Below are 24,408 nucleotides of genomic sequence, written 5' to 3' on the forward strand. Positions count from 1 at the left end.
GTCTCCGAGTAATGAGATATATTTTTGTCGTGACGCTGGCCAGCGTTGATTCGGAGTATATGCGCGCACTGCTGGCAAACCATTGCCATTCACTTCTTGCGGTTTGCTTTTTACTTATCGCAGCGTGAGACCGGCTTGCGCTTCGATGCGATGGATGTTGGCTTCGTCCTGAATGATGGCGACAACGGCTTCGATGTCGGGTGCAAGGATGCGGTCTTCGCTGACCACGTCGACATGTTCGCGCAGCAGCGACAGCGCGGCCTGCGTGCCAAGTGCCAGCGATTGCACTTTTTGGAATGACAGCGCCTGCCCTGCCGCCAGATATTCCAGCGCGAGGATGCGCTCACTGTTTTCGATGACTTGCAGCGCTTTCAGTGCGGCCGGCGTAGCGAGGCTCAGGTGATCCTCCTGCAGCGCGGAGGTGACGTAGTTGTCGACCACCATAGGCTGCGACAGCACTTTGTTTTCCGCCACCAGCGATGCGGCCACGTACTGCACGATCATCAGGCCGGAGTTCACGCCGCTGTCCTCCACCAGGAATGGCGGCAGTCCACTGACCAGTGGATTCACCAGCCGGTCGATGCGGCGCTCGGCGATGCCGCCCAGTTCCGCCAGTGCGACCGCCAGCAGGTCGGCGGCGAAGGCCAGCGATTGGCCGTGCGGATTCGCTTGCGACACGACGCGGTAGTTGTCCGGCGTGCCAAGGACCAGCGGGTTGTCGGTGGCAGAGGCCAGCTCGGTGTTGACCTGCTCTGCAACGTGGCGCAGTTGGTCGCGTGTGGCGCCGTGTACTTGCGGGATGGCGCGCAGGCTCAAGGCGTCTTGCAGGCGCAGGCCTTGCGATGCCTGCAGCAGCGGGCTGTCTTGCAGCAGCGTGCGCAGATTGTAGCCGACGGTCTGCGCGCCGGCGTGCGGCTTGAGTGCAAGCGCTTCCTCGTCGAAGGCGGCGAGCTGGCCGCGCAGCGCTTCAAAGCTCATGGCAGCGATGATGTCGGCCCACTTCTGCAAGCGCTCGGCGCGTGCTAGGGCGATGCACAACAGGCCGGTCATGCAGGGCGTGCCGTTGACAAGGCTGAGGCCATCCTTGGCGGCTGGCGTGACCGGCGCGAGGCCGGCGTCGGCCAGCGCTTGCTTCGCCGGGCGCGTCACGCCGCCGGTGCGCAACTGCCACAAGCCGGTCAGCGTCAAGCCGATGTGTGCCATATGCGTCAGATAGCCCACCGAGCCGCGCGCGGGCACCACCGGTATCAGGTTCCGGTTCAGCAGTGCGACCAATCCATCCACCAGCGCCGGACTGATGCCCGACTTGCCGTGGCTGTAGTTGACCACTTGCGCACACATGATGGCACGGACCAGCTCATCGTCCAGCGGCGCGCCGACGCCGCAGGCGTGACTCTTCAGAGTGTTCAGCGAGAGCCTGGCCAGCGCGTCGGGATCGAGCACGCGGTCGCACAAGGCGCCAAGGCCGGTGTTGATGCCGTAGGCTTGCACGCCGTCTTCCACCACGCGATCAACGATGCGGCGCGCGGCCTGCACGCGCTCCTGCGCTGCGTCGGCCAGCACCAGCGGTGCGCCACGCGCCACCGCCGCCACCGCGCGCCAATCCGGCGTGCGCTGGTCAAGCGTTACCAAGTGCGCCACGGAGTCAGTTTGCGTTGGAGGACGCGCATGCTGTAGTCGCTGCACAGCGCCAGCAAGGCAACGGCCAACGCACCTTCCATCACTTGTGCTGCGTTGTCGACCGCCAGACCGGAGACGATCGGCGTGCCGAGGCTAACGCCACCGGTGATGGGCGCCAGCGAGGCGGTGGCAACCGACAGAATCAAACTGGTACGCACACCGGCCAGCATGCCGGGCAGTGCTAGTGGCAGTTCAACGGTGAACAGCTGCCGCCACGGCCCCATGCCGATGCCTTCGGCTGCACGCCGCACATCGGCGTCGATTTCGCGCCAGCCGGTCAGCGTCGCTTGCACGGTCGGCATCAGGCCATAAGTGAACAGCGCCATCATCATCGCCTGTGGACCAAAGCCGACGATCGGCGTGGCGAGAAACAGCACCGCCACCGGCGGCAAGGTCTGGCCGATGGTCGCGGTGTTGGCGATCAGCGGCAGCAAAGGCTTGCCTGCCGCGCGCGTGGCGAGAATCGCCAGCGGGATGCCGAGCGCGATCACGCCCGCCATCGCAGCCAGCACGATCAGCACATGGCTCTGCGCCGCTTCCAGCAAGGAGATGCGCTCATACAGAACCGGCTGGTCTGGTCCGGGCAGCGGCGCAAGCAGCGCGCGCCACCAGTCCTCGCGGCTGTAGACCAGCCAAAGGGCCGGCCAGCAAAGCAGCGCCACCGCCGCCTCAATCCGCGCCCGCTTCATGCCGCCAACGCCTTGTCGGTCGACGAAGATGCCAGCGTGAGGTCGCCGAGCGCCACCTGGCCGATGACTGTGCCGGCATCGTCAAGGACTGGCAGCAGCGCGAGGCCGCCCAGCAGCTTGCTCAATGCCGTGCGAGCACCGGCTTGCAGCGACACACCGGCGACACCCGCCGCATGCGCCGCGACGGCTGCGGCGATGCTGGCCGCATCGGTGCGCACAAAATCCGCAACGCTATAACGCGCCAGGCGCCGCAGGGCCGGCTCCTGACCGAAGAACTGCGCCACAAACGCGTTCGCCGGCTGCCGCAGCAAGGTATCCGGATCCGCATACTGCACCACCGCACCGTCGCGCAGCAGGCATATCTTGTCTGCCAGGCGGATCGCCTCATCGATATCATGCGTGACAAACAAAATCGTCTTGCGCACGTCGCGCTGGATACGTAACAACTCCTCCTGCAACTGCTCGCGCGTGATCGGATCCACCGCGCTGAATGGCTCATCCATCAACAGCAACGCCGGATCCGCAGCCAGCGCACGTGCAATCCCCACGCGCTGCTGCTGGCCGCCAGACAGCTGCGCCGGATAGCGGCCGCCGAACTTGTGCGGGTCCAGCCGCACCAGCTCCAGCATCTCATCCGCGCGACGCAGCCGCTTCGCCTTGTCCCATCCCAGCAACTGCAGCACCACCGCCACATTCTCGCGCACCGTCATGTGCGGGAACAGGCCGACATTCTGGATCACATAACCTATCGACCGGCGCAGCAGCACCGGATCACTCTCCAGCGCATTGCGGCCATCGATCACAATCTGCCCTGCATCCGGCTCCGTCATACGATTCACTGTGCGCAGCAAGGTCGACTTGCCGCAGCCCGACGGACCAATCAGCACCACCAGTTCGCCGCGCGCGATATCGAGGCTCACCTGGTTCAACGCAGTCACGCCGCTGTAATGCTTTTCGATGTTACGCAAGTTAATCATGCTGCCCCCTCTTCAAACTCCACGCCAGCAAGCGCATCACCGCATCCGCGCCGAATGCCAGCGCCACCACCGGCAAAGATCCCAGCAGCACCAGATCCGGCACCGCCTGCTCCGTGCCGCGCAACAGGAAATAGCCAAGGCCGCCGGCATTCACCAGCACCGCAACCGTCGCCAGCCCAATCAGCATCAGCATCGCGCCGCGCACGCCTTCAACAAAGAACGGCGCCGCCAGCGGCAACTCCACGCGCCAGAACTGCTGCCACGCACTCATGCCCATGCCTCGCGCCGCATCCAGCATGGCCGGCGATACCGAGGTCAGGCCGGTATGCGTGTGCACCACCACCGGCCATAAGCCATACAACACCATCGCCAGAATGGCCGGCTTCGCACCCAATCCCAGCACCGGCAGCAGCAATCCAAACAAGGCAATCGACGGAATGGTTTGCAGCAGGCCGACTGCGCCCAGCAGCACACTCTCAAAGACGCGCTTGCGCGCCGCCAGCAAGCCGATGGCGGCTCCCAGCAGCATGGCCGGCGGCAGCGCCACCGCGACCAGCAGCAGGTGATGCAGCAATTCCTCATGAAAGACTTCGGACGCCATGCGGTACTCCATCACCACGCCCAGATGCTGATACGGCGCGACCCACGCCAGCGCGGCCAATGCCAGCACCGGCAGCGCCAGCCAGCGCGGCGCCTCGGCATACAACGCAAACGCGCCGATGTACACCGCCGCCAGCGTGCCCCAGGCACCGCCGGCAATCGCAAACCGCGCCCACTCCTGCACGCCAGGATGCGCGCTGAGCTGCCCTGCTGCGCCCCAGGTCACGGCTCCAAAACCGGCAGCCGCCGCCACGGTCAGCGACAACGCCAGTGCCGGCGCACGCGCCCGGCCACGCGCCAGCCACACGGCCAGCGCCAGCAAAGCCCAGCCGCCCGCCACCAGCGCAGTCCAATGCCCGCCCAGCGCGAATGCGGTGAAGTCCTCCCCATCCGGTGCCACGCGATTCGCATGCAGCGACACCAAAGGCCATTGCAAGGACAACAGCCCAAGCAGCACTGCAAACAAGGCAATCGCATTCGGACGCCCGGCCGCCAGCCGCCAGCGCAAGCCGGCCTTGCCGCCCTGCCCTGCAACGGGTAATGGAAGTACTGCGCTCATTTCAGGAATCCTTTCTCACGCAGGTATTTTTCCGCCACCCGTGCACCGGGTTCGCCGCCCACCACGATGCGAGCGTTCAGGCGCGACAGCGTGCCCGTATCGAGCGTGGCAAAGATAGGTTCGACGATGGCTGGCACGGCGGGATATTTTTTCAAGGCCTCGCTGCGTATCGTCAGCAAGGGCTGGTAGATGTCGGCGGCGGCGCCGGTGTCGTTCAGACCCACAAGGCCCATCGCCGCCAGTTGGCCATCGGTGCTGTACGACATGGCCGCATTCGCGCCGCTGGTGCCGCGCGCGGCGGCCGATTCGGTCTGTGCGGTGTTACCGCCGGGGAGAATAATCAGCTGCGATGGCGTCAGCTTGAAACCATACGCATGCTCGAACGCCTTCAGGCCATCGGCGCGGTCGACAAATTCCTGGCTGACCACCACCTTGAAGTGCTTGCCGGCGTTGATGTAGGCGGCCAGCTGCGGCAGCGAGGTAATGCCCTCCGCCGCCGACAGCCTGGCCGGAATCGCAAAGCCATACGTGACATTGGCCGGCGCGGGCTTGAGCCACACGATGCGGTTCTGCGCCAGATCCGCCGCCGCTCCAGCCTCGTAGCCACGCACCGGATCGCGGAACGTGCCCGGCGCAAAGCGCACGCTCTTGATCAGGTAAGGCGCATTGCCGGTGTATTCGGGATAGACATCGATTTCCCCTGCCAGCAGCGCCTTGCGCACCACCTGCGTGGCGCCGGTGCCGCACTTCTCCACCACCTTGATGCCATGCGCCTTCAACGCGATCGACACCAGAGGGCATAGCAACGCCCCCTCAGTGTCGATCTTGGAACCGACGGTGATGGCGCCGTCGCTGGCCGCCATCACCGTCGCCGGCAACAGCAGCCATGCAGCTGCCGTCCAGGCTTTCATCAGAAGCGCGCCTTGACGCGCACACCCACCGTGCGAGGACGAATCATGTACAGATTGTCGCCCGGCTGGATCGCGATGGTGTTGGTGGTCACGTCGCTGATCTTGGCGCCATTGGTCAGGTTGGTGCCGAACAGGCCGAATTCATACGGACCGGTTTTGTAGACCGCCGTCGCATTCACCGTGTTCGACGATGGAATGCGCGAGTAGCTACCCTGCGACGCTGCGAAGTTGGTGAATGACTCGCCACGATACGCATAGGTGGCCGACAGCGTAATCTCCTCTGCGCCCGCCAGCGGAATCACGTAATTGGCGACAGCGTTGGCTGCAAACTTAGGCGAGTACGGCACACGTGCATCTTCAGGAATATTCTGCGCAGCGATACCGGTAACCACTTTCTCGGCAGCGTAAGCGTGATTGAACGTAGCGCTCACGCCCACCGACGCCTGGCGCGAAATCTTGAAGAAGCTCTCCAGCTCCACGCCTTCGCTGCGGATCTTGCCGGCGTTCTGCGTGAAGTAGTAGGTGCACGGCAGCTTGTTGAAGACCTGCACATCCTTCCACTTGATCAGGTAGGCGCTGGCGTTGAAGGTCACGCGGCGATCGAACAGCGTGTTCTTGGAGCCGGCTTCGAAGTTCCACAGGCTATCCGGCTCAAAGGTCGACGGCGCATTCTGGCCGCAGAAGTCGAACGGCACCGGCTGATTATTACCGCCGTAGCGGAAGCCCTTGCCCGCCGATGCGTACACGGTGTGATCCTCATCCAGACGGTATGCCGCTGCAAAGCGTGGATTGGCGCCCTTCGAAGTCTCGCTGCTGTTGCTGGTCTCAGGGATGCTGCTCTGCGGCTTGGCCGGCGTCGAGTTAAACAGGTTGCCGAACAGGCCACTGAACTTCAGGTCGAAGTCCTGCGTGCCGCGGAACAGGCGCAGGCCGGCGGTCAGGTCCAGCTTATCCCACACGGTGTAAGTGGCTTCGGCGAACAGCGCGGCTTCCTTCGAGTCGATATTCTGCGTGCCCGAGAAGTAATCGTCCGGCGTGAAGGCGTTGTCGTTCAGCTGCGAGTTATAGCCGGGGAAGTTCTTGGCAGCCGCGAAGCGCGCGTCGAAGCCCGGCGTCGGCTGGTCCTGGCGCAGATCGCGCTTGCCTTGCGTGTAGAAGGCGCCGGCAGTCCACTTCAGCGGACCGCCCGCTTTCGATTGCAAACGGAACTCCTGCGCGAAGTTGGTGATCTTGTTGCCGATCACGTAGGACGAAGCGATCAGCGGCGGCTGGCCGCCGAAGATGAAGGCGGTCGCCTTGTACTGGCCGGAGTTGATGTACAGCGTGTCGCGATGCAGGTAGGAGCTGGACGACACCAGATTCGCTACGCCGGCATCGTAGTTCAGCGTCAGGTTATACAGCTGCAGGCTGTCCTTGCTGGCTTGCTGGATCAGCGAGTTGGTGGTGTACGGCGCCAGCTTGGAGTAGGCATCGTTGATACCGCCCTTGACGTTGGAGGCGGTGATGCTGGCATCGACCAGCAGGTCCGGCGTGGCGCGCAGGCGCGCGGCGATGCGGCCCTGGTTGGTCGATACATCGTTGTCGGTCTTGCCGTTCACCTCATTGCGAACGTAGCCGGAATCGTTACCAGTGTAGCCCGTCAAACGCAGCGCCAGCACATTATCCTTGACCGGCACGTTGACGGTGCCGCGCACGTTGTGATTGGTGCTACCGAACTTGGAGGTCTGCGAGCCGACCGCTTCCACCGAACCGTAGAAGTCATTGAACTCGGGCTTCTTGGTAATCTGGCGCACGGTGCCGGCCATTGCGCCCGCGCCGTACAGCGTGCCTTGCGGGCCTTGCAGCACTTCGATGCGCTCAAGGTCCAGCACTTTCAGATCGGGATTGCCGGACTTCAGGGTCACTGGCAATTCGTCGATATAGACCGCCACCAGCGACGCATCCTGCACCTCGGACGGCACAATGCCGCGCACCACCAGGCCGCGTATCGTGATGTTGTTCACGCCCGCGCCCTGCTCCTGCAGCGAGATGGCCGGCACCAGGTTGGCGATATCGCTCAGGGTGCCCTGGCCGTACTTGGTCAGGCTATCCGGCTTGATGACCGTGATCGCGGCCGGCACTTGCTGGACGTCGACCGCGCCGGTGCGGGTCGCGGTGACTTCCACTTTTTCGATTTTGTCGGAGGCGCTGTCCTGCGCCAGTGCCGGAACCGCTGCGAATGCCCCAGCGACTGCCAGCGCCATCAAATGCTTATTCATCCCGCTCCTTCAGTGTTTTAATAGTCGATTGCAAAAAGTATATACAACCGGGCAAACACTGAAAACGAAGATTAATGCACTTCCTTATAACTAATCCAAGAATGCGTCCATCGCCTTGGTCGGCCGGCCGTCCTCGCCCCATGCGCTCAGTTCGTAGTGGCTCCAGCTGCGAGCGCCTTGCGGCTCCCAGTAGATGATGCCCAGGCCCTTGTGGTCCGGCACCGCCTTGACCTTGCGTTTCACGGCTTGCAGCATGTCGTAAGTATTTTGCGGCTTGCTGTCTTCGCCGCCGACTTCCACCACCATCACCTCCTTGCCATAGCGCGCGGCCATGTCGTTGAGGTTGTTGCCGAGATCGTCGATCGACAGCGTGTAATCGGGGCGGCCATCGAGCCAGTACGGATAGTAGGATACGCCGATCACATCGTACTTGGCGCCATTGGCCTTGGCGTTATCGAACCAGGTGCGGAACCACTGATTGTCCTGGCCTCGGTCCAGATGCAGCACCACCTTGGACGATGGGCTGACGGCCTTGACCGCGTCGTAGCCCTGATTAATCAGCTTGGCCAACTGCGGCCAGTTGTCGGTGTGGCCTTCCGGGTAAATCATGCCGGTGCGGGTTTCATTGCCGACCTGTACCCACTCTGGCGAGACGCCGGCCTGCTTCAGCGCGGCCATCACCTCATAGGTGTGGGCGTAGACATCCTTTTGCAGTTGCGCGAAATCGTGGCCGACCCAAGCGGCGGGCTTGCGCTGCTGTTGTGGATCGGCCCAGCTGTCGCTGTAGTGGAAATTGATCATCACACGCATGCCCATCTTCTGCGCGCGCACCGCCATCGCGACGGTCTCGTCCTTGCTGTTGTGGCCGCTGGCCTTGTCGCTGGACGGATTCACCCACGTCCGCAGGCGCACGGTATTAATGCCGAGATCCTTGAGGATCTGCAAGCCATCCTGCTGCTCTCCCTGCTTGTTATAAAATTTGTAGCCGGTGGCTTCCATTTGCGGCAGCCAGCCGACATCCGCGCCTTTGACAAACGTCTCCGCGCCGGCGGGCAAGGCGAGTGCCGCCATCAGCGCTATCAATAATTTTTTCATGCCGCCATGCTAGCCGAAAGCCGCCGCGCGCAGGCATGAGGAAATTGCCACCAGCCATGCCCTTTCGATATGCCCAAACGAAATTCAGGGTCAGCTCTGTCATTTGGACAAATAAAAACAGTATTGAGAAATATCAAACATGGTTCGCTGATGTCCAAATGACAGAGCTGACCCCGAACTTGTTAGGCATTGCCCCGGTGCGCCCAGGCGGTGGTGCGTTTTTCAACGATGGCGAACAGTTCGTACATGGCCATCGCCATCGCGCCGATCACCATCAGGCCGGCAAAGGCCAGCGGCATTTTCATCGATGATCCGGCCGACACCAGCAGGTAGCCGATGCCTTCGTTGGCGGCGCTCATTTCCGAGACGGTCGAGCCGACGAAGGCCAGCGTGATCGCCACTTTCAGCGAGGCAAAAAAATACGGCATGGAGCGCGGCAGGCCGATTTTCAGCAGCACGTCCATGCGGCGCGCGCCCAGCACCCGCAGCACGTCTTCCAGTTCCGGCTCCAGCGTCGCCAGCCCGGTGGCGATGTTGACCATGATCGGAAAAAAGGAAATCAGGAACGCGGTCAGGATCGCCGGTCCCACGCCGATGCCGAACCACACCACCAGCACCGGCACAAACGCCGCCTTGGGCAGCGCGTTGAACGCAGTCATCAACGGATACACGGCGGAGTAGATCAGCGGCGACGAGCCGATCAGGAAGCCCAAGGCGACGCCCACCACCACGGCAATGCCGAAGCCCACCATCGTGACCCAGTAAGTACGCCACGCATGCTCGGCAATCGGCCCGGCGTACTCCACCAGCGACTGGAAGATCGCATGCGGACTGGGGAAGATGAATTCGGAAATGCCGAACACGCTACAAATCAGCTGCCACAAAGTCAGGATGGCAATCAGCAGCGCCCACGGCGCAAAGTTCTTGACGGCTTGTTGGTTCATGCTCATTCCTCGGTCAGCTGCTGCGCACGCGGCCAATATGCCCGCGCAGTTCGTGCACGAGTTCGTTGAAGGGTTCGGTGTAGGTCACTTCCAGCTCGCGCGGCTGCGCCAGCGGGTTTTCCTTGCGCGCGACGATGCGCCCCGGCCGCTTGCTCATCACGTAGATGGTGTCGGCCAGGAAGGCCGCCTCGCGCAGATCGTGCGTCACCAGGATGACGTTGAACTGGCGCTCGGTCCACAGGTCGCGCAACACGCACCACAGCTCTTCGCGCGTGAACGCGTCCAGTGCGCCGAACGGCTCGTCCAGCAGCAGCATCTTCGGCTCATGGATCAGCGCGCGGCAGATCGAGGCGCGCTGCTGCATGCCGCCCGACAGCTGCCACGGGTATTTGTCGGCATAGCCATCCAGCCCCACGGTCTTGAGCAGCTTCAGCGCGCGCTGCACGTACTGCTCGCGCTCGCGCTTGAAGTTGCTGCGGTACGGTTCGACGATCTCCAGCGGCAGCAGCACATTGTCGAGCGTGGTGCGCCACGGCAGCAAGGTCGGCGCCTGGAACGCCATGCCGACAAACTTCAACGGACCGGTCACCGGCTGGCCGCCGATGTTGACCTTGCCGCTGGTCGGCATCTTGAGGCCGGTCGCCAGCTTCATGAAGGTGGACTTGCCGCAGCCGGACGGGCCAACGATGGCGATGAATTCGCCCGGCCGGGTCTGCAGGTTGATGTCTTCCACCGCGAACTCGCTATCGTTGTAAGCGAGGAAGACCTTTTGAAAATCGACGAATAATTCAGACATGGGTCACTTAGGGAAGACGGTCAACTCGGCTTTGGATGGCAGGTAGGACGCATCCCACACGGTTTTAGGATCGACGCGGTTCTTGGTGGCGTAGGCGTCAGACACTTGCGATGCCATCAGCGACAGACGCGACGGCGACACCTGGCCAAAGCCCTCGGCGCGCGCGTTCGGCGTGGCGACGGCGTCGGCAATTGCCATCTTCAGGCGGCGCAACTCCAGCTTTTCATCGATCAGGCCGTCGCGCTCCTTGATCGCCTTGACCGCCGCTTCCGGGTTGGCCATCACATCCTTGGCGGCCTTGGCGAAGGCGCGCAGGAAGGCTTTCACCACTTCCGGCTTCTGCTTGGCGAAGGTGTCGGAGACGATGATGGCGTTGCCGTACAGTTTGACGCCGTAGTTCGGGTACTGCAGCATCACCACGTCCTCATCCTTGACGCCGCGCGCGTTCAGGTTCAGCAGCGAGGTAAAGGTGAAGCCGGTGATCGCATCCACATCGCCGCGCAGCAGCATGGTTTCGCGCAGCGGCGGGTCCATGCTGGTGAACGGCGACTTGGCCGGGTCCAGCTTGTTGGCCTTGGCGAAGATAGGATAGGCGCGGCGGCCGGCATCAAACACCGGCGAGCCGAGCTTCTTGCCGGTCAGGTCGGCCGGAGTCTTGATGCCGGATTTTTTCAGCGCGATGATGGCTGCCGGCGTGTCGTTGTAGACCATCATCACGGCCAGCGGCTTGCTCGGGGCGGTCGGGTTGTTGGCGTTGAACTCCATCAGCGCCGCCATGTCGGCAAAGCCCATTTCATAGGTGCCGGAAGCGACGCGGTTGACCGCGTTGGCCGAACCGCTGCCGGCGTCGATGGTCACGTCCAGCTTTTCCTCGGCGAAGTAGCCCTTGCTCTTGGCCACCAGGAAGAAGGCCGACGGCCCTTCGAAGCGCCAGTCCAGTTGGAACTTGATTTTCTCCTGCGCCAGCGCAGGCAAGGCCAGCATGCACAGGGCCAGACTGATCGTTGCTTTCATTTTCTTCATTTGCTATCCCTTAAAGTGTTGGTTAGGTTTTTCCGAGGGCGCTGCGTAAGTCAAAACGTTGCGATGGCCGGTCCAGCAGGCGGCAAGCGCACTGGCCGAGGTGATGCATCATTTCCTCGTGGGCCTTGGTGTGGTCTTTCTTTTCGAGCGCGTCGAGCACGGCCGCGTGTTCGTCGAAGGAGCACGGCTGCTGCCCGGTAGGACTGCTGGCTGAAATCAGCAAAGTGGTGCGCGAGACCAGACGGCGCAGGGCTTCCACCACCAGCGAATTACCGGCCAGCTTGGCCAGTTCGATGTGGAATTCGGCGGACAGGCGGATCCATTGCGGGCGGTCGCCGCGCATATAGGCATCGCGTTCGCGCTTGACCAGCGCGCGCAGGGCGGCGTAGTCGGACTTGCGGGTTTTGTCGATCAGCTTGTGCATCACCAGCGCTTCCAGCGTCTGGCGCAGCTCGAACATTTCGTAGGCTTCCTCGTCGGTGGGGCTGGCGATGTAGGCGCCGCGATTGCGCTCGATATCGACCAGGCCATCGGCGGCCAGCTTGGCCAGCACGCGGCGCACCGTGTGGCGGGCGATGCCGTAGATCTCGCCCAGGCCCTCCTCGGTCAGCTTGGTGCCGGCCGGCAGCCGGTGCTCCATGATCGCGTCATAGATTTCGAGGTACATCCGGTCTTCGTTAGAGGTAGGCATACCTCCGGTTGAGCAACATCTGTGCCAACCGGTTTTGCGATTGTCGACAATCTAAAAGGCAGGTTGTCGCCAAACTGGCGCACGGAATAGCCCCAATTTAAGGCGGACGTGCACCAAGAATGGACTTCATGACGTCTTCTTTGGAAAAGCGGCCGTCCAGCCAGGCCGCTGAATCTGCGGCCGCATCGGCGATGACGATCGCAGCCAGGCTCGCCCGGCCATCCAGCACAAGACACCTCGCACGAGCGATCCGGGCAGCGTCCAGATAGAAATTGTCACGCGCCATTTCGGACCGTTCCACACAGCGGCCGAATGCGCTTTCGGCGTGGGCGTAGTTCTGCAGCCGATAAGCGATATAACCCTGCTCGAACAAATAAGGAAGATAGTCAGGTGAAATGTTGAGCGCTTGGGCGACCGCATTGCTCGCCTGCACAAAATCCTCGCTCATTTCGTGAACATGGGCCAACTTACTCCAGGCCTCAGCCTCGCCGGGTGCATCAGCAACCCACTGGCCAGCGAGATCCCGGGCACCCACCAGGTCATCCCCATCGATGGCGCGATCGATTTCAAGCGCATAATTCACGTTGCCCTCCTCGCGACAGCATTTCCGCCACATCTTTCGCTGACCTGTCCCCGCATGCATTGGTCCATTGTAGTCCCCTGCAGCCCTCTTTGCCGATCGGGGGACGCGAACCAGGCCGCGCATCGCCTGCGGGCAATTTCCCACTCTCGCTCACATTTGGACATGATAGCGTCTCCTTTTCGAGGAATTCGTCAGCGATCTGCCGAAATTGGTAGAATGACGGGTTACGCGCGGGGGCTGTTTGAGCCGCCGCAAAACCAGACTGATCGCATCGCCTAAAGAACCAATGACCACCGTCCCGAACGAAATCAACGCCGCCGCCGTCAAGAACAGCCCCACCGAAAAGCTCACCCCGATGATGCAGCAGTACATGAGCATCAAGAGCCAGCACCCGGACATGCTGGTCTTCTACCGCATGGGCGATTTCTACGAGTTGTTCCATGAGGACGCGGAAAAGGCGGCGCGCATTCTCGGCATTACGCTGACGGCGCGCGGCTCGTCGGGCGGTCAGCCGATCAAGATGTGCGGCGTGCCGTTCCACTCGCTGGAAGGCTATCTGGCCAAGCTGGTGAAGATCGGCGAGTCCTGCGCGATCTGCGAACAAATCGGCGATCCAGCCACCAGCAAAGGCCCGGTCGAACGCAAGGTGATGCGTGTGGTCACGCCGGGTACGCTGACCGATGCCGATCTGCTGCCGGAAAAATCGGAACGTCCGCTGCTCGCGCTGTGCATCATCAGCCAGCGCAAGGTCGCCACCGCCGGCCTGGCGTGGCTGTCGCTGGCCAGCGGCGCGCTGCGTTTGATGGAGTTCTCGGGCGATGCCCACACCGTCAACTCGCGCATCCAGCAGGAACTGGAACGCATCTCGCCAGCCGAGATCCTGCGCGGCGATACCGGCGATCTGTTTGAGGAATACACGGCCTGCCACGTCAACAACGTCCCTGAATGGCACTTCGATGTGGTCAGCGGCCACAAGGCGTTGCTGGATCAATTGGCCGTCTCCACGCTGACCGGCTTTGGCGCCGATGGCTTGGGCGCTGCGTTCGGCGCGGCCGGCGCGCTGCTGCGTTACGCGCAATCGACGCAAGGCCGTGGCCTGCAGCACGTGCGCACGCTGACTACCGAAACGGAAAATGAATTCATCGGCCTCGATGCCGCCACGCGCCGCAATCTGGAACTGACCGAGACCATACGCGGCCAGGAATCGCCGACGCTGTTCTCGCTGCTGGACCACTGCCGCACGGCGATGGGTTCGCGCCTGCTGCGCCACTGGCTGCACCATGCACGCCGCGACCAGAACGTGGCACGTTCGCGTCATCAAGCCATCGCCGCACTGGCGCAGGCCGACGCCACCGGCTCGCTGTCACACACGCTGGCGCAAGTGCCGGACATTGAACGCATCACCACCCGTATCGCCCTGCTGTCGGCACGTCCGCGCGACCTCGCCAGCCTGCGCGATGGCTTGCAGCAGCTGCCTGCGCTGCGTCACGGCATGCAGCGCGTGCTGACCGATGCCAACGGCCTGCTGGCCGGCATCCACGCCGATCTCGCGACGCCGGAATCCTGCCTCGATCTGCTGCAACGCGCAGTGATGCCGGAGCCGGCCGTGATGGTGCGCGACGGCGGTGTGATCGCACGCGGCTTCGACGCGGAGCTGGACGAACTGCGCGGCCTGTCGGAAAACGCCGGCCAGTATCTAGTCGACCTCGAGACGCGCGAACGCGCCCGCACCGGCATCGCCAATCTGCGCGTGGAGTACAACAAGGTGCACGGCTTCTACATCGAAGTCACCAACGGCCAGGCCGACAAGGTGCCGGACGATTACCGCCGCCGCCAGACACTGAAAAACTGCGAGCGTTACATCACGCCGGAACTGAAGGCGTTTGAAGACAAGGCGCTGTCGGCGCAAGACCGCGCACTGGCCCGCGAGAAGATGCTGTACGACCAGCTGCTGGGCGATCTCGCGCCGTTCATCGGCACGCTGCAATCGATCGCCCGCGCGCTGGCGCAGCTGGACACGCTGACCGCGCTCACCGACCACGCGCTGCGTCACAACTGGTGCGCGCCGGAGCTGGTGGACACGCCGTGCATCAACATCAAGGAAGGCCGCCACCCGGTGGTGGAGAACCAGATCGAGCGCTTCATCGCCAACGATTGCCGCTTCGTCGACGAACGCCGCCTGCTGCTGATTACCGGTCCTAACATGGGCGGTAAATCGACCTTCATGCGCCAGGTGGCCTTGATTACCCTGCTGGCTTACATGGGCAGCTACGTGCCGGCGCAAAGTGCCGTCATTGGCCCGATCGACCGCATCTTCACCCGCATCGGCGCCACCGACGACCTGGCCGGCGGCCGCTCGACCTTCATGGTGGAGATGACCGAAGCCGCAGCCATCCTGAACGGCGCCACCGAACACTCGCTGGTGCTGATGGACGAAATCGGCCGTGGCACATCGACTTTCGACGGCCTGGCGCTGGCGTGGGCGATTGCGCGCCACCTGATTGAAACCAGCCGCAGCTTCTCGCTGTTCGCGACGCACTACTTCGAACTGACGCAACTGCCGGACAATCACCCTACCGCCAGCAATGTGCACCTGTCGGCGGTGGAGCATAAAGACACCATCGTGTTCCTGCACGCGGTGCAGGATGGCCCTGCGTCGCAGAGCTACGGTCTGCAGGTGGCGCAACTGGCTGGTGTGCCGCAGCCGGTCATCAAGGCCGCGCGCAAGCACCTTGCGCGCCTGGAAGCGCAGGCACTGGACGCCACGCCGCAGCTGGACTTGTTCGCCGCGCCGTCAGTCGACGCCAACGATGAAGAGATCGAAGCGCCGGCAGCGGCCACCAGCCCGGCGATGCGCGAGCTGCTCGATGCGCTCGACGAGCTGGATCCTGATGCGCTGACGCCGCGCGAGGCGCTGGACCGCCTGTATCAACTGAAGCGCCTGACCGAGTCGGCGCAGGCATGATCTGCGCCACGCGCCATCGCCGTCCGCTGCTGGCCGCCGCTGCGGCGCTTGCGGCCGCGATGGCCGTGGCAGCCGCAATGCCAGCGGCGCGCGCGGCGCAAGCCACCCCGCCGCGCAGCAACGGCAGCAGCACCGCGCAGGCTGCGCGCGAATTCCAGTTCTCCGTCATCGGCCACCCGCTCCAGCATGGCCGTGATGAAGCAGCGCTCAAGCGCGCCATTGCGGAGGCGTCGCAAAGCGATTCCGCCTTCGTGGTCGCCACCGGCATCAAGGCTGTCAGCGAGCCTTGCAGCGACAAGCTCTATACCCAGCGCCATGCGCTGCTCAATGAATCCGCGCAGCCGATGATCGTCTCGCTGGCTGGCAGCGACTGGAGCGCTTGCCTCAATTCCAGCGGCCGCTCCAACGCCATCGAACGCCTGAACCGCTTGCGCGAACTGTTTTACGTCGACGGCGAATCGCTCGGCGCGCGCCGCCTGCCCGTCACCCGCCTCTCATCCAACGCCAAGTTCCGCAGCTACGCCGAGAACGCGCACTGGGAATACGGCAAGGTGCTGTTCGCCACCATCAACCTCCCCGCCAACAACAACCACTTCCGCCCCGAGGCAGGCCGCAACAGCGAGTTTGAAGATCGCCTGGTCGCCAACCGCGCGTGGCTGCATCGCCTGTTCACGCTGGCGGAGCGGCAAAAAATGCAGGGCATTGTGCTATTCTCGGACGGCGATCCCGGCGTCACGGCGGAAGAAGGCTTCTCGCTGCTGCCAAGCTTCCGCACCAGGCAGGATGGCTTTGCCGAAGTGCGCAAGCAAATCCGCACGCTGGCTGAAAAGTACAAAGGGAAGGTGCTGCTGATTGATGCGCAGCGCGGCGCAGCGGCCGGAGGAGATGCGGCGGCCATTCAATGGCGCGGCAATGTGGGACATCTGCACATGGCCGCAGATTGGGCCGAAGTGCGCGTCGCTCCGGGCGCCGCCGCCCTCTTCTCAATCAAGGGCGGCAGCGCCGAAGCGCCGCAGTAAAACTCTTAGTGAATCGGGTGGATGGCGACGTGATCGCCGTCTTCGCCTTCATCATCTTCGTCATCGTGGTGATGACCGTGGGCGCCGTGCACGTGGCCGTGGGCGATTTCTTCGTCGCTCGCTTCGCGCACATCCACCACTTCCAGCGAGAAGCGCAGGGCCATGCCGGCCAGCGGGTGATTGCCGTCCAGGACCACTTTGTCGTCAGCGATATCGGTCACGGTGAAGATCATGGCTTCTTCTTCGCCAGCGTCGCCGTCCGGCATGCCTTCGAACTGCATGCCCACTTCCAGCGGTTCCGGCAGGCGCTTGCGCTCTTCCACCTTCACCAGCGATGCGTCGTAGTCACCGAAAGCGTCTTCCGGTTCGATCTGGATGATCGACGAATAGCCGACGTCCTTGCCGTCCAGTTCTTCTTCGATTTTCGGCAGGGTGTTCTCGTAGCCACCGTGCAGGTAGACCATAGGTTGACGGCCGTCTTCGATCAGATTGTCCTGTGCATCGGACAGTTTGTAATTCACAGTCACGACCGTGTTCTTGGCAATCTTCATGTTGTGCATCCTTTCATAATTAACCCCGGATTATACCTTGGATCGCCGCCAGACCCCGGCGGCGACTGGTTATAATGGCGTATGAAAAAATTACCTCTCCTCGGCGATATCACGCCCGCGCAGTTCATGCGCGACTACTGGCACAAAAAGCCACTTCTGATCCGCAACGCCATCCCCGGCTTCAAGCCGCTGCTGACGCTGGACGCGCTGGCCAAGCTGGCCGCCACCAACCACACCGAATCGCGCCTGGTCACCGGCTTCGACGGCGAATGGGCAATGGAACACGGTCCGCTGGAAAGCCTGCCGGCGCGCGACAAGAAGGAATGGACCCTGCTGGTGCAAGGCGTGAACCTGTTCGACGCCAAGGCGGACGCCCTGCTGCGCCAGTTCCGCTTCATCCCCGATGCCCGCCTCGACGACCTGATGGTCAGCTTTGCCACCGATGGCGGCGGCGTCGGCCCGCACTTCGATTCCTACGACGTGTTCCTGCTGCAGGCGCAGGGCCAGCGCCGCTGGAAAATCAGCGCGCAGAAGGACCTGTCGCTGGTGGACGGCCTGCCGCTGAAGATCCTGGCCAACTTCGAGCCGGAAGAAGAATTCGTACTCAATCCGGGCGACATGCTGTACCTGCCGCCGCACTACGCGCACGACGGCGTCGCCATCGGCGATTGCCAGACCTACTCGATCGGCTTCCGCTCGCCGTCGTACCAGGAACTGGGCGAGAATTTCCTGCAATTCATGGCCGATTCGATCGACCTGCAAGGCCGCTACGCCGATCCGGACCTGGAGCCGACCAGCAAGCCGGCCGAGATCCCGCGCCAGATGCTGGCCGCGCTGACCGACGAGCTGAACAAGGTACGCTTCACCGAGGAAGACATCACCATCTTCTTCGGTGAGTACATGTCCACGCCGAAGCACAATGTGTTCTTCACCGGCCCGACCAAGCCGCTCACGGTGGGCAAGTTCGGCGATGCCGTGATGAAGAAGGGCCTGTCGCTGTCGGCCAAGACGCAGATGCTGTACCGTGGCAAGAACGTGTTCATCAACGGCGAATCGTTCGGCGTCGGCAAGGCCGACAAGGCCACGCTGGAGCTGCTGGCCAACAACCGCCGCCTTGAGGGCGATGAGTTCGCCAGCGCCTCGGACGACGTGCTGGAAGCGCTGTACACGTGGTACCAGGACGGCTGGGTCGAGCTGGGCTAACAAACTGAATTAACTGAGCTGGGAGGCAATATGGACAGACTGGTTATTCCCTTCACCACGCGGGCGGAATTTCAGCAGCACCTGGCCAGTTGCCTGTCGCGCGCCGAGCAGACGCTGCAGATGTTCGATCCCGATTACGCCATCTGGGAGCTGGGCAGCACCACCACCGACGCCCAGCTGCGGCGCTTCCTGCAAGGCGGCGGCCGGCTGCAGCTGGCGGCGCACGATGGTCGCCACGTCGAGCGCGCTGCGCCGCGTTTCCTGCGCTTGCTGAAGGATTACGGCCACTTGATCGAAGTTCGCCGCACCAACCCGCAATTGCGCCAGTTGACCGACTCCTTCTGCATCGCCGACCAGCGCGACATCGTGCGCCGTTTCCATGCCGATCACTTCCGGGGCGAGGCCGTATTCAACGGTCCGGCCGACCTGCAAACCAGTCTGGAACGTTTTCTTACAATTTGGATAGAATCCGGCCCCGGATTGTATGCAAACTCAACTGGATTATGAGCCGGTTTTGGGTAAAATGCGGAGGTTCGATGCGATCACTGGTAATTAGCCGCAAGAAGCCGCAAGTCGAGTCGTAAACGAAATGTTGCGATATCGCAAAATAGTTATGCGTTAGGCTTGTTGAACTATTGCGATGCACTAAAAATCGCTATAATATTCGGCTAGGAAGTTTCCGTTGTCTAGTAGGCACCTTTAATGGGTACGAAAGGCCTTCGAAGACGACCTAATGAGCGATAATTACCGGTAATTATTAATCGCAACACGTGTTTAATTTTTGAATTAACTAAGGAAAACCCATGAAAAAATCCCTGCTGATCGCCTCCCTGCTGGCTGTTGCTCTGGCTGCTTGCTCGAAAAAAGAAGAAGCTCCTGCTGCTCCAGCTCCAGTAGCTGCTCCAGAAGCTGCTGCTCCAGCTGCTGCTCCAGCACCAGCTCCAGCTGCTGACGCTGCTGCTCCAGCCGCTGCTGCTCCTGCAGCTTCGGACGCTGCTGCTGCTCCAGCCGCTTCGGCTGCTGCTGCTCCAGCTGCTTCGAAGTAATATCAGCTGATAAAAAAACCGGCCTTCGGGCCGGTTTTTTTTTCGTCCCGAGATTTGTAAATACATTATTTTCGAGACATAAAAAAAGCCGGCTTATGCCGGCTTTCTAGTCTTACTTCATTTACTTTAACTGCTCATGCAGCAGGGTAATGATTTTCTCACCCACCGCACCAGTTTCCGGCTGGCCGGCATTGGTCTGTACTTTGACCACGCTGGTATTGCCTTCGCTGGCTTTCACCGAAATACGGTAACGCTGCGCTTCCTTCTCTTCTTCCGACGACGAGCCCCAGCTGAACAGCTTGCTGAAGAAGCCCTTGGTCTCGGTTGCATCGTTGATGTAACGCACGAAGTAAATACCTTGGGTACGGTCGCGGTCTTCCACCGTGAAGCCGGCGCGGTCCAGCGCCAGGCCTACGCGGCGCCAGGCGCGGTCGAAGCCCTCGTCCACCTGCACGGCGCGGTCGGCGCCTGCGCCCACCAGCGAGGCGTGCTGAGGCTGCACAATCGCGCCTTCCACGGCGGTCTTGGCCTGCGCCAGCTGCTCGCCGCCATTGCCCAGCTTGTTCAGCAGGCGCGACAGGAATTCCGCTTCCAGGCCCGGGTCGTTAGGACGCGGCGTCCACTTGGTGCTTTCCTTTTCCGCGCCAACAGCAACTTCCTGCACGCCACGGTGGCTGATGTAGACCTCGCTCGAACCGTCGGCACGGCGCTCGATACGGGTGCGGAACTTGTCGCGCTCGCCGCTCGAATACACCGAGTCAAATACCTTGCCGATGGTGTTGCGGATGAAGTCCTGCGGAATCTTGGCGCGGTTCTCGTTCCACTCAGTTTCCATGATGCCCGAGGCCGGCAGTTCCTGCGCCAGGGTGAAGCCCGAATCTTCCCAGAACTGCTTCAGCTGCGGCCACAGTTGCTCCGGCGTCTGCTTGATTACCAGCCAGCGCTGGTTGCCGTCGCGCTCGACCTTGATATCGCTCAGCGAGGTCAGCGCCACGGTGCCGGCGCTCGGCTGGCCAGGGACCACCACCGCGTTCGGGGTCAGGGCGCCCGACTGCGCTGCCTTGGCCGCGCTGTAGCCGGATGCGGTCGCCACGCCGTTGTTCGAATCCGGCAGCGAATAGCGGTTATCTTTCTGCAATTGGGTCAGATCCGGCGGCACGTCCAGCGTGCTGGCCTTTTTGGCCGACTTGTAGTCCACCTTGTCGTTGCCAACCACCGAACTGATCATGCCGCAGCCGCTCAGGCTGGTCACGGTCGCCACCATTGCGCCAACTACCAGCGCGCGCTGCGAGGAATTAAAAGCTGTCTTGCGAATAGTCATGTCGTTACTGTTTAAGAAGCTGGGGTGCAGCAAAATATGAGCCGACGCGAGTCGGGGCCAGTTGCTTGTTGCTACGGTTTTTTACAGGACGCCGGCTTCTTGCAGTGCCGCGCGGACAGCTGCGTGGCAATCTGCGGCCAGCGGCACCAGCGGCAGGCGGATGCCGGCTGGCATCTTACCCATTTCCGCCAAGGCCCACTTGACTGGCACCGGATTCGGTTCAATGAACAGTTTCTGGTGCAGCGGGAAGACTTTGTTGTTCAGCGCCAGCGCAGTGGCGACATCGCCGGCGATGGCGGCACGGCACATGTCAGCCATTGCGCGCGGCGCCACGTTGGCGGTCACAGAGATGTTGCCGGCGCCGCCGGCCAGCATCAGGGCCATTGCGGTCGGATCGTCGCCCGAGTACACGGCGAACGACTTCGGCGCCAGGCGCAGCAGGTCGTAGCCACGGCCGATGTTGCCGGTCGCGTCTTTCACGCCAACGATGTTCGGGATTTGCGCCAGACGCAGGATGGTGTCGTTGCTCATGTCGGCCACGGTGCGGCCCGGCACGTTGTACAGGATCACCGGCAGATCCACCGCTTCGGCGATGGCCTTGAAGTGCTGGTACATGCCTTCCTGGGTAGGACGGTTGTAGTACGGCACCACTTGCAGGGTGGCGTCCGCACCGGCTTCCTTGGCGTAGCGGGTCAGCTTGATCGCTTCGGCGGTCGAATTGGCGCCGGCGCCGGCGATGATCGGGATGCGGCCATTGGCATGCGCAACGGTCGCCTTGATCAGCGCGCAGTGCTCTTCCACGCTCACGGTGGCCGATTCGCCGGTGGTGCCGGCGATCACGATGCTGTCCGTACCTTCGGCGATGTGCCAGTCGATCAGCTGATTCAAACCCTCAAAGTCCAGACTACCGTCTGCGTGCATCGGGGTGACGATTGCTACGATGCTGCCCTTAATCATAGGAAACCACTGCGTAAAGTATTAAAACGTTGATTGTAGTCGATAGGTTGCGCCCGTGGTGCATCCGGCGGCACAAATCGACGCTCAAAATGGCGGTAATAGAGCCGCCTCTCGGGGAAAATCAGGCTTGACGGCACACAATCGCTGCACCATCGCAGCTTTTGGCGTATCAATGACGCCGTCTTCGAACGCGACCACGCGCAAACCATGCTCGCGCGCCAGTTCCAGCAACTCGCCCGGCTGCAATAAAAACGCCGGATTGGATGGTTTGCCGAACTGCGCATTGCCATCCGCGAAAGTTTCATAAATCAGCACGCCGTGCGGCGCCAGACTATCCAGCATGCTGGCAATTAGCGGACGATGCAGGTAGTTTGTCACCACAATGCCAGCAAAACGGTGCGGACCAAACGGCCAGGCCGCGCCCTCTTCTTCCAGGTCGATGGCACTGGTGGTGATGCCGGGGCCGCAGGCTGCCGCCAAGGCAGCGGCATCGCGATCCACTGCAACCACTTCGTGGCCCAGTGCCGCCATATGGCGCGAGTGGCGGCCGCTGCCGCAGGCCAGGTCCAGCACCGCGCCGCCGGGCACCAATGGTGCGTAGCGCTGCACCCAGGGAGAGATTTGGTCACTCATGGTTTTTACCCGAATTTACGAGTAGCCGAGGCCCATCGCCTCGCGCACATCGCGCATGGCTTCCTGCGCCAGCCTGCGGGCCGCTTCGTTGCCGTCGGCGACGATGGCACGCACCAGTGACGGATCGTCGAGATACGGCTGGGCACGCTCATGCATCGGCTCTTGTTCGCGGATGATGGCGTCAATAACCGGCTGTTTGCACTCAATACAGCCGATGCCGGCCGATTTGCAGCCTTTCACCACCCATTCCTGGGTCGGCAGGCCGGAATACACCTGGTGGAATTGCCAGACCGGGCAGCGGGACGGGTCGCCGGCGTCGGTGCGGCGCACGCGCGCCGGGTCGGTTGGCATGGTCTTGATCTTCTTGGTGACCGAGTCCTTGTCCTCGCGCAGGGCGATGGCGTTGCCGTAGCTCTTGGACATTTTGCGGCCATCCAGGCCTGGCAGGCGGGAAGCCTCGGTCAGGCGCGCCTGTGGCTCGACCAGGATCAGCTTGCGGCTGCCTTCAAGGTAGCCGAACAGGCGTTCGCGGTCGCCCATCGACAGGCTCTGGGCATCGTCCAGCATGGCCTTGGCTTGTGCCAGCGCTTCTTCCTTGCCGTCCTGCTGGTATTCGGTGCGCAGTTCGTTGTACAGCTTGGCACGCTTGCTGCCGAGCTTTTTCACGGCTTCCTGCGCCTTCTCCTCAAAACCTTTTTCTTTGCCGTACAAGTGGTTAAAACGGCGCGCAATTTCACGCATCATTTCGATGTGCGGCACCTGGTCTTCGCCCACCGGTACCTGGCTGGCGCGGTAGATCAGCACGTCTGCAGCCTGCAGCAACGGATAGCCGAGGAAGCCGTAGGTTGCGAGGTCTTTATTGGCCAGGTTTTCGATCTGGTCCTTATAGGTCGGCACGCGTTCGAGCCAGCCGAGCGGCGTGGCCATCGACAGCAGCAGGTGCAGTTCGGCGTGCTCGGGCACGCGCGACTGGATGAAGATCGTTGATTGCGTCGGGTCGATGCCGGCTGCCAGCCAGTCGACCACCATGTCCCAGGTGCTGCGTTCGATGACGGCGGGGTCGTCGTAGTGCGTGGTCAGCGCGTGCCAGTCGGCCACGAAGAACAGGCACGGCAGCTCGGTCTGCATCTTGATCCAGTTTTTCAGCGCGCCGTGGTAATGGCCCAAATGCATGGAACCAGTCGGACGCATGCCGGAGACTACGCGATCGGGATACATGGTTGGCCTCAGCTAAAAAGAATTTGCAGCGGGAGCACCAGCAAGTTCCAAATCGATTGCAGGAAATGCATGCCATTTACCAGGACCCCAGTCAGCAAACCCAACTGCAACATAACGATCAAGCCAACGAATACAAACATGCCGTAGCGTTCGATTCGAGCGTAAGGCCGCGCCAACGACATGGGCAGCATGCCCGTAACAATGCGACCACCATCCAGCGGTGGTATTGGAATCAGATTGAATACACACATAATGGAGTTCACGCCTCTGCCAGCGTCCGCCATTTGTACGAAAAAGTCATCGCCAGCTAACTGAAACACTTGAGTCAGTACTACCCACAAAATGGTCCAAGCCAGTCCCATGATGAAGTTGGCAGCTGGGCCGGCTGCGGCTACGAAGGCCATATGTTTCTTTGGATTTCGAAGGCGACCATAGTCCACAGGTACAGGTTTGGCAAAGCCAAACGGCTGATGGAGGACCCAGCCAAGTATCAATGGCAGCAAGATCGTTCCAAACGGATCGATGTGTTTGAGCGGGTTAATGGTCAGGCGACCAGACTCAGCGGCTGTGGGATCCCCAAAATAGCGGGCGACATATCCATGTGCGGCTTCATGCAAGGAAATTGCAAAAAGAACAGGGATGACGAAGACCGTAGCGGTCTGAACAAAACTATCTATATCCATAGGGCG

At 62.0% G+C, this 24,408-nt stretch carries 23 protein-coding genes; 5 read left to right on the top strand and 18 right to left on the bottom strand.

The window, feature by feature from the left end:
* Positions 1–114: 114 nt before the first annotated feature.
* From hutH to BMZ70_RS12170, 12 genes are all read right to left on the bottom strand, one after another.
* Positions 115–1,641 (bottom strand): HAL/PAL/TAL family ammonia-lyase, encoded by a 1,527-nt coding sequence (gene hutH, locus BMZ70_RS12115; protein ID WP_092274204.1) that lies wholly within the window; start codon positions 1,639–1,641, stop codon positions 115–117.
* Positions 1,626–2,369 (bottom strand): ABC transporter permease, encoded by a 744-nt coding sequence (locus BMZ70_RS12120; RefSeq protein ID WP_092274207.1) that lies wholly within the window; start codon positions 2,367–2,369, stop codon positions 1,626–1,628. Before BMZ70_RS12120 ends, hutH begins: the two co-directional genes overlap by 16 nt.
* The gene (locus BMZ70_RS12125) at positions 2,366–3,346 is read right to left on the bottom strand and encodes an ABC transporter ATP-binding protein (protein WP_092274210.1); all 981 of its coding nucleotides are present in this window, start codon (positions 3,344–3,346) and stop codon (positions 2,366–2,368) included. The genes BMZ70_RS12120 and BMZ70_RS12125 overlap by 4 nt, the downstream gene beginning before the upstream one ends.
* The gene (locus BMZ70_RS12130) at positions 3,339–4,505 is read right to left on the bottom strand and encodes an ABC transporter permease (RefSeq protein ID WP_130300791.1); all 1,167 of its coding nucleotides are present in this window, start codon (positions 4,503–4,505) and stop codon (positions 3,339–3,341) included. The genes BMZ70_RS12125 and BMZ70_RS12130 overlap by 8 nt, the downstream gene beginning before the upstream one ends.
* Positions 4,502–5,416, bottom strand: coding sequence for a glycine betaine ABC transporter substrate-binding protein (locus tag BMZ70_RS12135; protein WP_092274215.1), 915 nt, complete (start codon positions 5,414–5,416; stop codon positions 4,502–4,504). The genes BMZ70_RS12130 and BMZ70_RS12135 overlap by 4 nt, the downstream gene beginning before the upstream one ends.
* Positions 5,416–7,674 (bottom strand): TonB-dependent receptor, encoded by a 2,259-nt coding sequence (locus BMZ70_RS12140; RefSeq protein WP_092274218.1) that lies wholly within the window; start codon positions 7,672–7,674, stop codon positions 5,416–5,418. The genes BMZ70_RS12135 and BMZ70_RS12140 overlap by 1 nt, the downstream gene beginning before the upstream one ends.
* Before the next feature lie 90 nt (positions 7,675–7,764).
* A complete protein-coding gene (locus BMZ70_RS12145; RefSeq protein WP_092274221.1) occupies positions 7,765–8,769 on the bottom strand; it encodes a glycoside hydrolase family 53 protein in 1,005 nt (334 codons plus the stop codon).
* Positions 8,770–8,951: 182 nt separating this feature from the next.
* A complete protein-coding gene (locus tag BMZ70_RS12150; protein WP_092277793.1) occupies positions 8,952–9,713 on the bottom strand; it encodes an ABC transporter permease in 762 nt (253 codons plus the stop codon).
* 13 nt (positions 9,714–9,726) lie between these two features.
* On the bottom strand, positions 9,727–10,509 hold the full coding sequence (locus tag BMZ70_RS12155) for an ABC transporter ATP-binding protein (RefSeq protein ID WP_092274223.1): 783 nt from the start codon (positions 10,507–10,509) through the stop codon (positions 9,727–9,729).
* Positions 10,510–10,512: 3 nt separating this feature from the next.
* Positions 10,513–11,523, bottom strand: a complete 1,011-nt coding sequence (locus BMZ70_RS12160; RefSeq protein WP_229205382.1) for an ABC transporter substrate-binding protein — start codon at positions 11,521–11,523, stop codon at positions 10,513–10,515.
* 31 nt (positions 11,524–11,554) lie between these two features.
* Positions 11,555–12,223, bottom strand: coding sequence for a GntR family transcriptional regulator (locus BMZ70_RS12165; RefSeq protein WP_092274229.1), 669 nt, complete (start codon positions 12,221–12,223; stop codon positions 11,555–11,557).
* 97 nt (positions 12,224–12,320) lie between these two features.
* A complete protein-coding gene (locus BMZ70_RS12170) occupies positions 12,321–12,806 on the bottom strand; it encodes a hypothetical protein (RefSeq protein WP_130300789.1) in 486 nt (161 codons plus the stop codon).
* 286 nt (positions 12,807–13,092) lie between these two features.
* Between BMZ70_RS12170 and mutS the strand changes: the two genes are divergently transcribed.
* Positions 13,093–15,771, top strand: coding sequence for a DNA mismatch repair protein MutS (gene mutS / locus BMZ70_RS12175; protein WP_092274235.1), 2,679 nt, complete (start codon positions 13,093–13,095; stop codon positions 15,769–15,771).
* On the top strand, positions 15,768–16,790 hold the full coding sequence (locus BMZ70_RS12180; protein WP_092274237.1) for a hypothetical protein: 1,023 nt from the start codon (positions 15,768–15,770) through the stop codon (positions 16,788–16,790). The genes mutS and BMZ70_RS12180 overlap by 4 nt, the downstream gene beginning before the upstream one ends.
* A gap of 5 nt (positions 16,791–16,795) precedes the next feature.
* Here BMZ70_RS12180 and BMZ70_RS12185 read toward each other — a convergent pair whose 3' ends face one another.
* On the bottom strand, positions 16,796–17,341 hold the full coding sequence (locus BMZ70_RS12185; protein WP_092277795.1) for an FKBP-type peptidyl-prolyl cis-trans isomerase: 546 nt from the start codon (positions 17,339–17,341) through the stop codon (positions 16,796–16,798).
* Between the two features lie 81 nt (positions 17,342–17,422).
* On the opposite strand from BMZ70_RS12185, the gene BMZ70_RS12190 reads away from it, so the two are divergent.
* The 3 genes from BMZ70_RS12190 to BMZ70_RS12200 all read left to right on the top strand — a co-directional run bounded on the left by BMZ70_RS12190 (position 17,423) and on the right by BMZ70_RS12200 (position 19,590).
* A complete protein-coding gene (locus tag BMZ70_RS12190) occupies positions 17,423–18,544 on the top strand; it encodes a cupin domain-containing protein (protein WP_092274240.1) in 1,122 nt (373 codons plus the stop codon).
* 30 nt (positions 18,545–18,574) lie between these two features.
* The gene (locus BMZ70_RS12195) at positions 18,575–19,051 is read left to right on the top strand and encodes a DUF7931 domain-containing protein (RefSeq protein WP_092274243.1); all 477 of its coding nucleotides are present in this window, start codon (positions 18,575–18,577) and stop codon (positions 19,049–19,051) included.
* A 296-nt stretch (positions 19,052–19,347) separates the two neighbouring features.
* On the top strand, positions 19,348–19,590 hold the full coding sequence (locus BMZ70_RS12200; protein WP_092274246.1) for a hypothetical protein: 243 nt from the start codon (positions 19,348–19,350) through the stop codon (positions 19,588–19,590).
* A gap of 121 nt (positions 19,591–19,711) precedes the next feature.
* On the opposite strand, the gene bamC is transcribed toward BMZ70_RS12200, so the two are convergent.
* The 5 genes from bamC to BMZ70_RS12225 all read right to left on the bottom strand — a co-directional run bounded on the left by bamC (position 19,712) and on the right by BMZ70_RS12225 (position 24,402).
* Complete coding sequence (bamC, locus tag BMZ70_RS12205) at positions 19,712–20,911, bottom strand: outer membrane protein assembly factor BamC (protein WP_165403483.1); 1,200 nt, start codon at positions 20,909–20,911, stop codon at positions 19,712–19,714.
* 81 nt (positions 20,912–20,992) lie between these two features.
* Positions 20,993–21,868, bottom strand: a complete 876-nt coding sequence (dapA, locus tag BMZ70_RS12210) for a 4-hydroxy-tetrahydrodipicolinate synthase (protein WP_092274248.1) — start codon at positions 21,866–21,868, stop codon at positions 20,993–20,995.
* Positions 21,869–21,952: 84 nt separating this feature from the next.
* The gene (locus BMZ70_RS12215; protein WP_092274251.1) at positions 21,953–22,501 is read right to left on the bottom strand and encodes a class I SAM-dependent methyltransferase; all 549 of its coding nucleotides are present in this window, start codon (positions 22,499–22,501) and stop codon (positions 21,953–21,955) included.
* A gap of 15 nt (positions 22,502–22,516) precedes the next feature.
* Positions 22,517–23,719: a tryptophan--tRNA ligase gene (locus BMZ70_RS12220; protein ID WP_092274254.1), complete on the bottom strand. Its 1,203-nt coding sequence runs from the start codon at positions 23,717–23,719 to the stop codon at positions 22,517–22,519.
* Between the two features lie 8 nt (positions 23,720–23,727).
* On the bottom strand, positions 23,728–24,402 hold the full coding sequence (locus BMZ70_RS12225) for a site-2 protease family protein (RefSeq protein WP_092274257.1): 675 nt from the start codon (positions 24,400–24,402) through the stop codon (positions 23,728–23,730).
* Positions 24,403–24,408 lie beyond the last annotated feature (6 nt).

It is taken from the genome of Duganella sp. CF402 (genome assembly GCF_900109645.1).
Classification (GTDB): domain Bacteria; phylum Pseudomonadota; class Gammaproteobacteria; order Burkholderiales; family Burkholderiaceae_D; genus Rugamonas.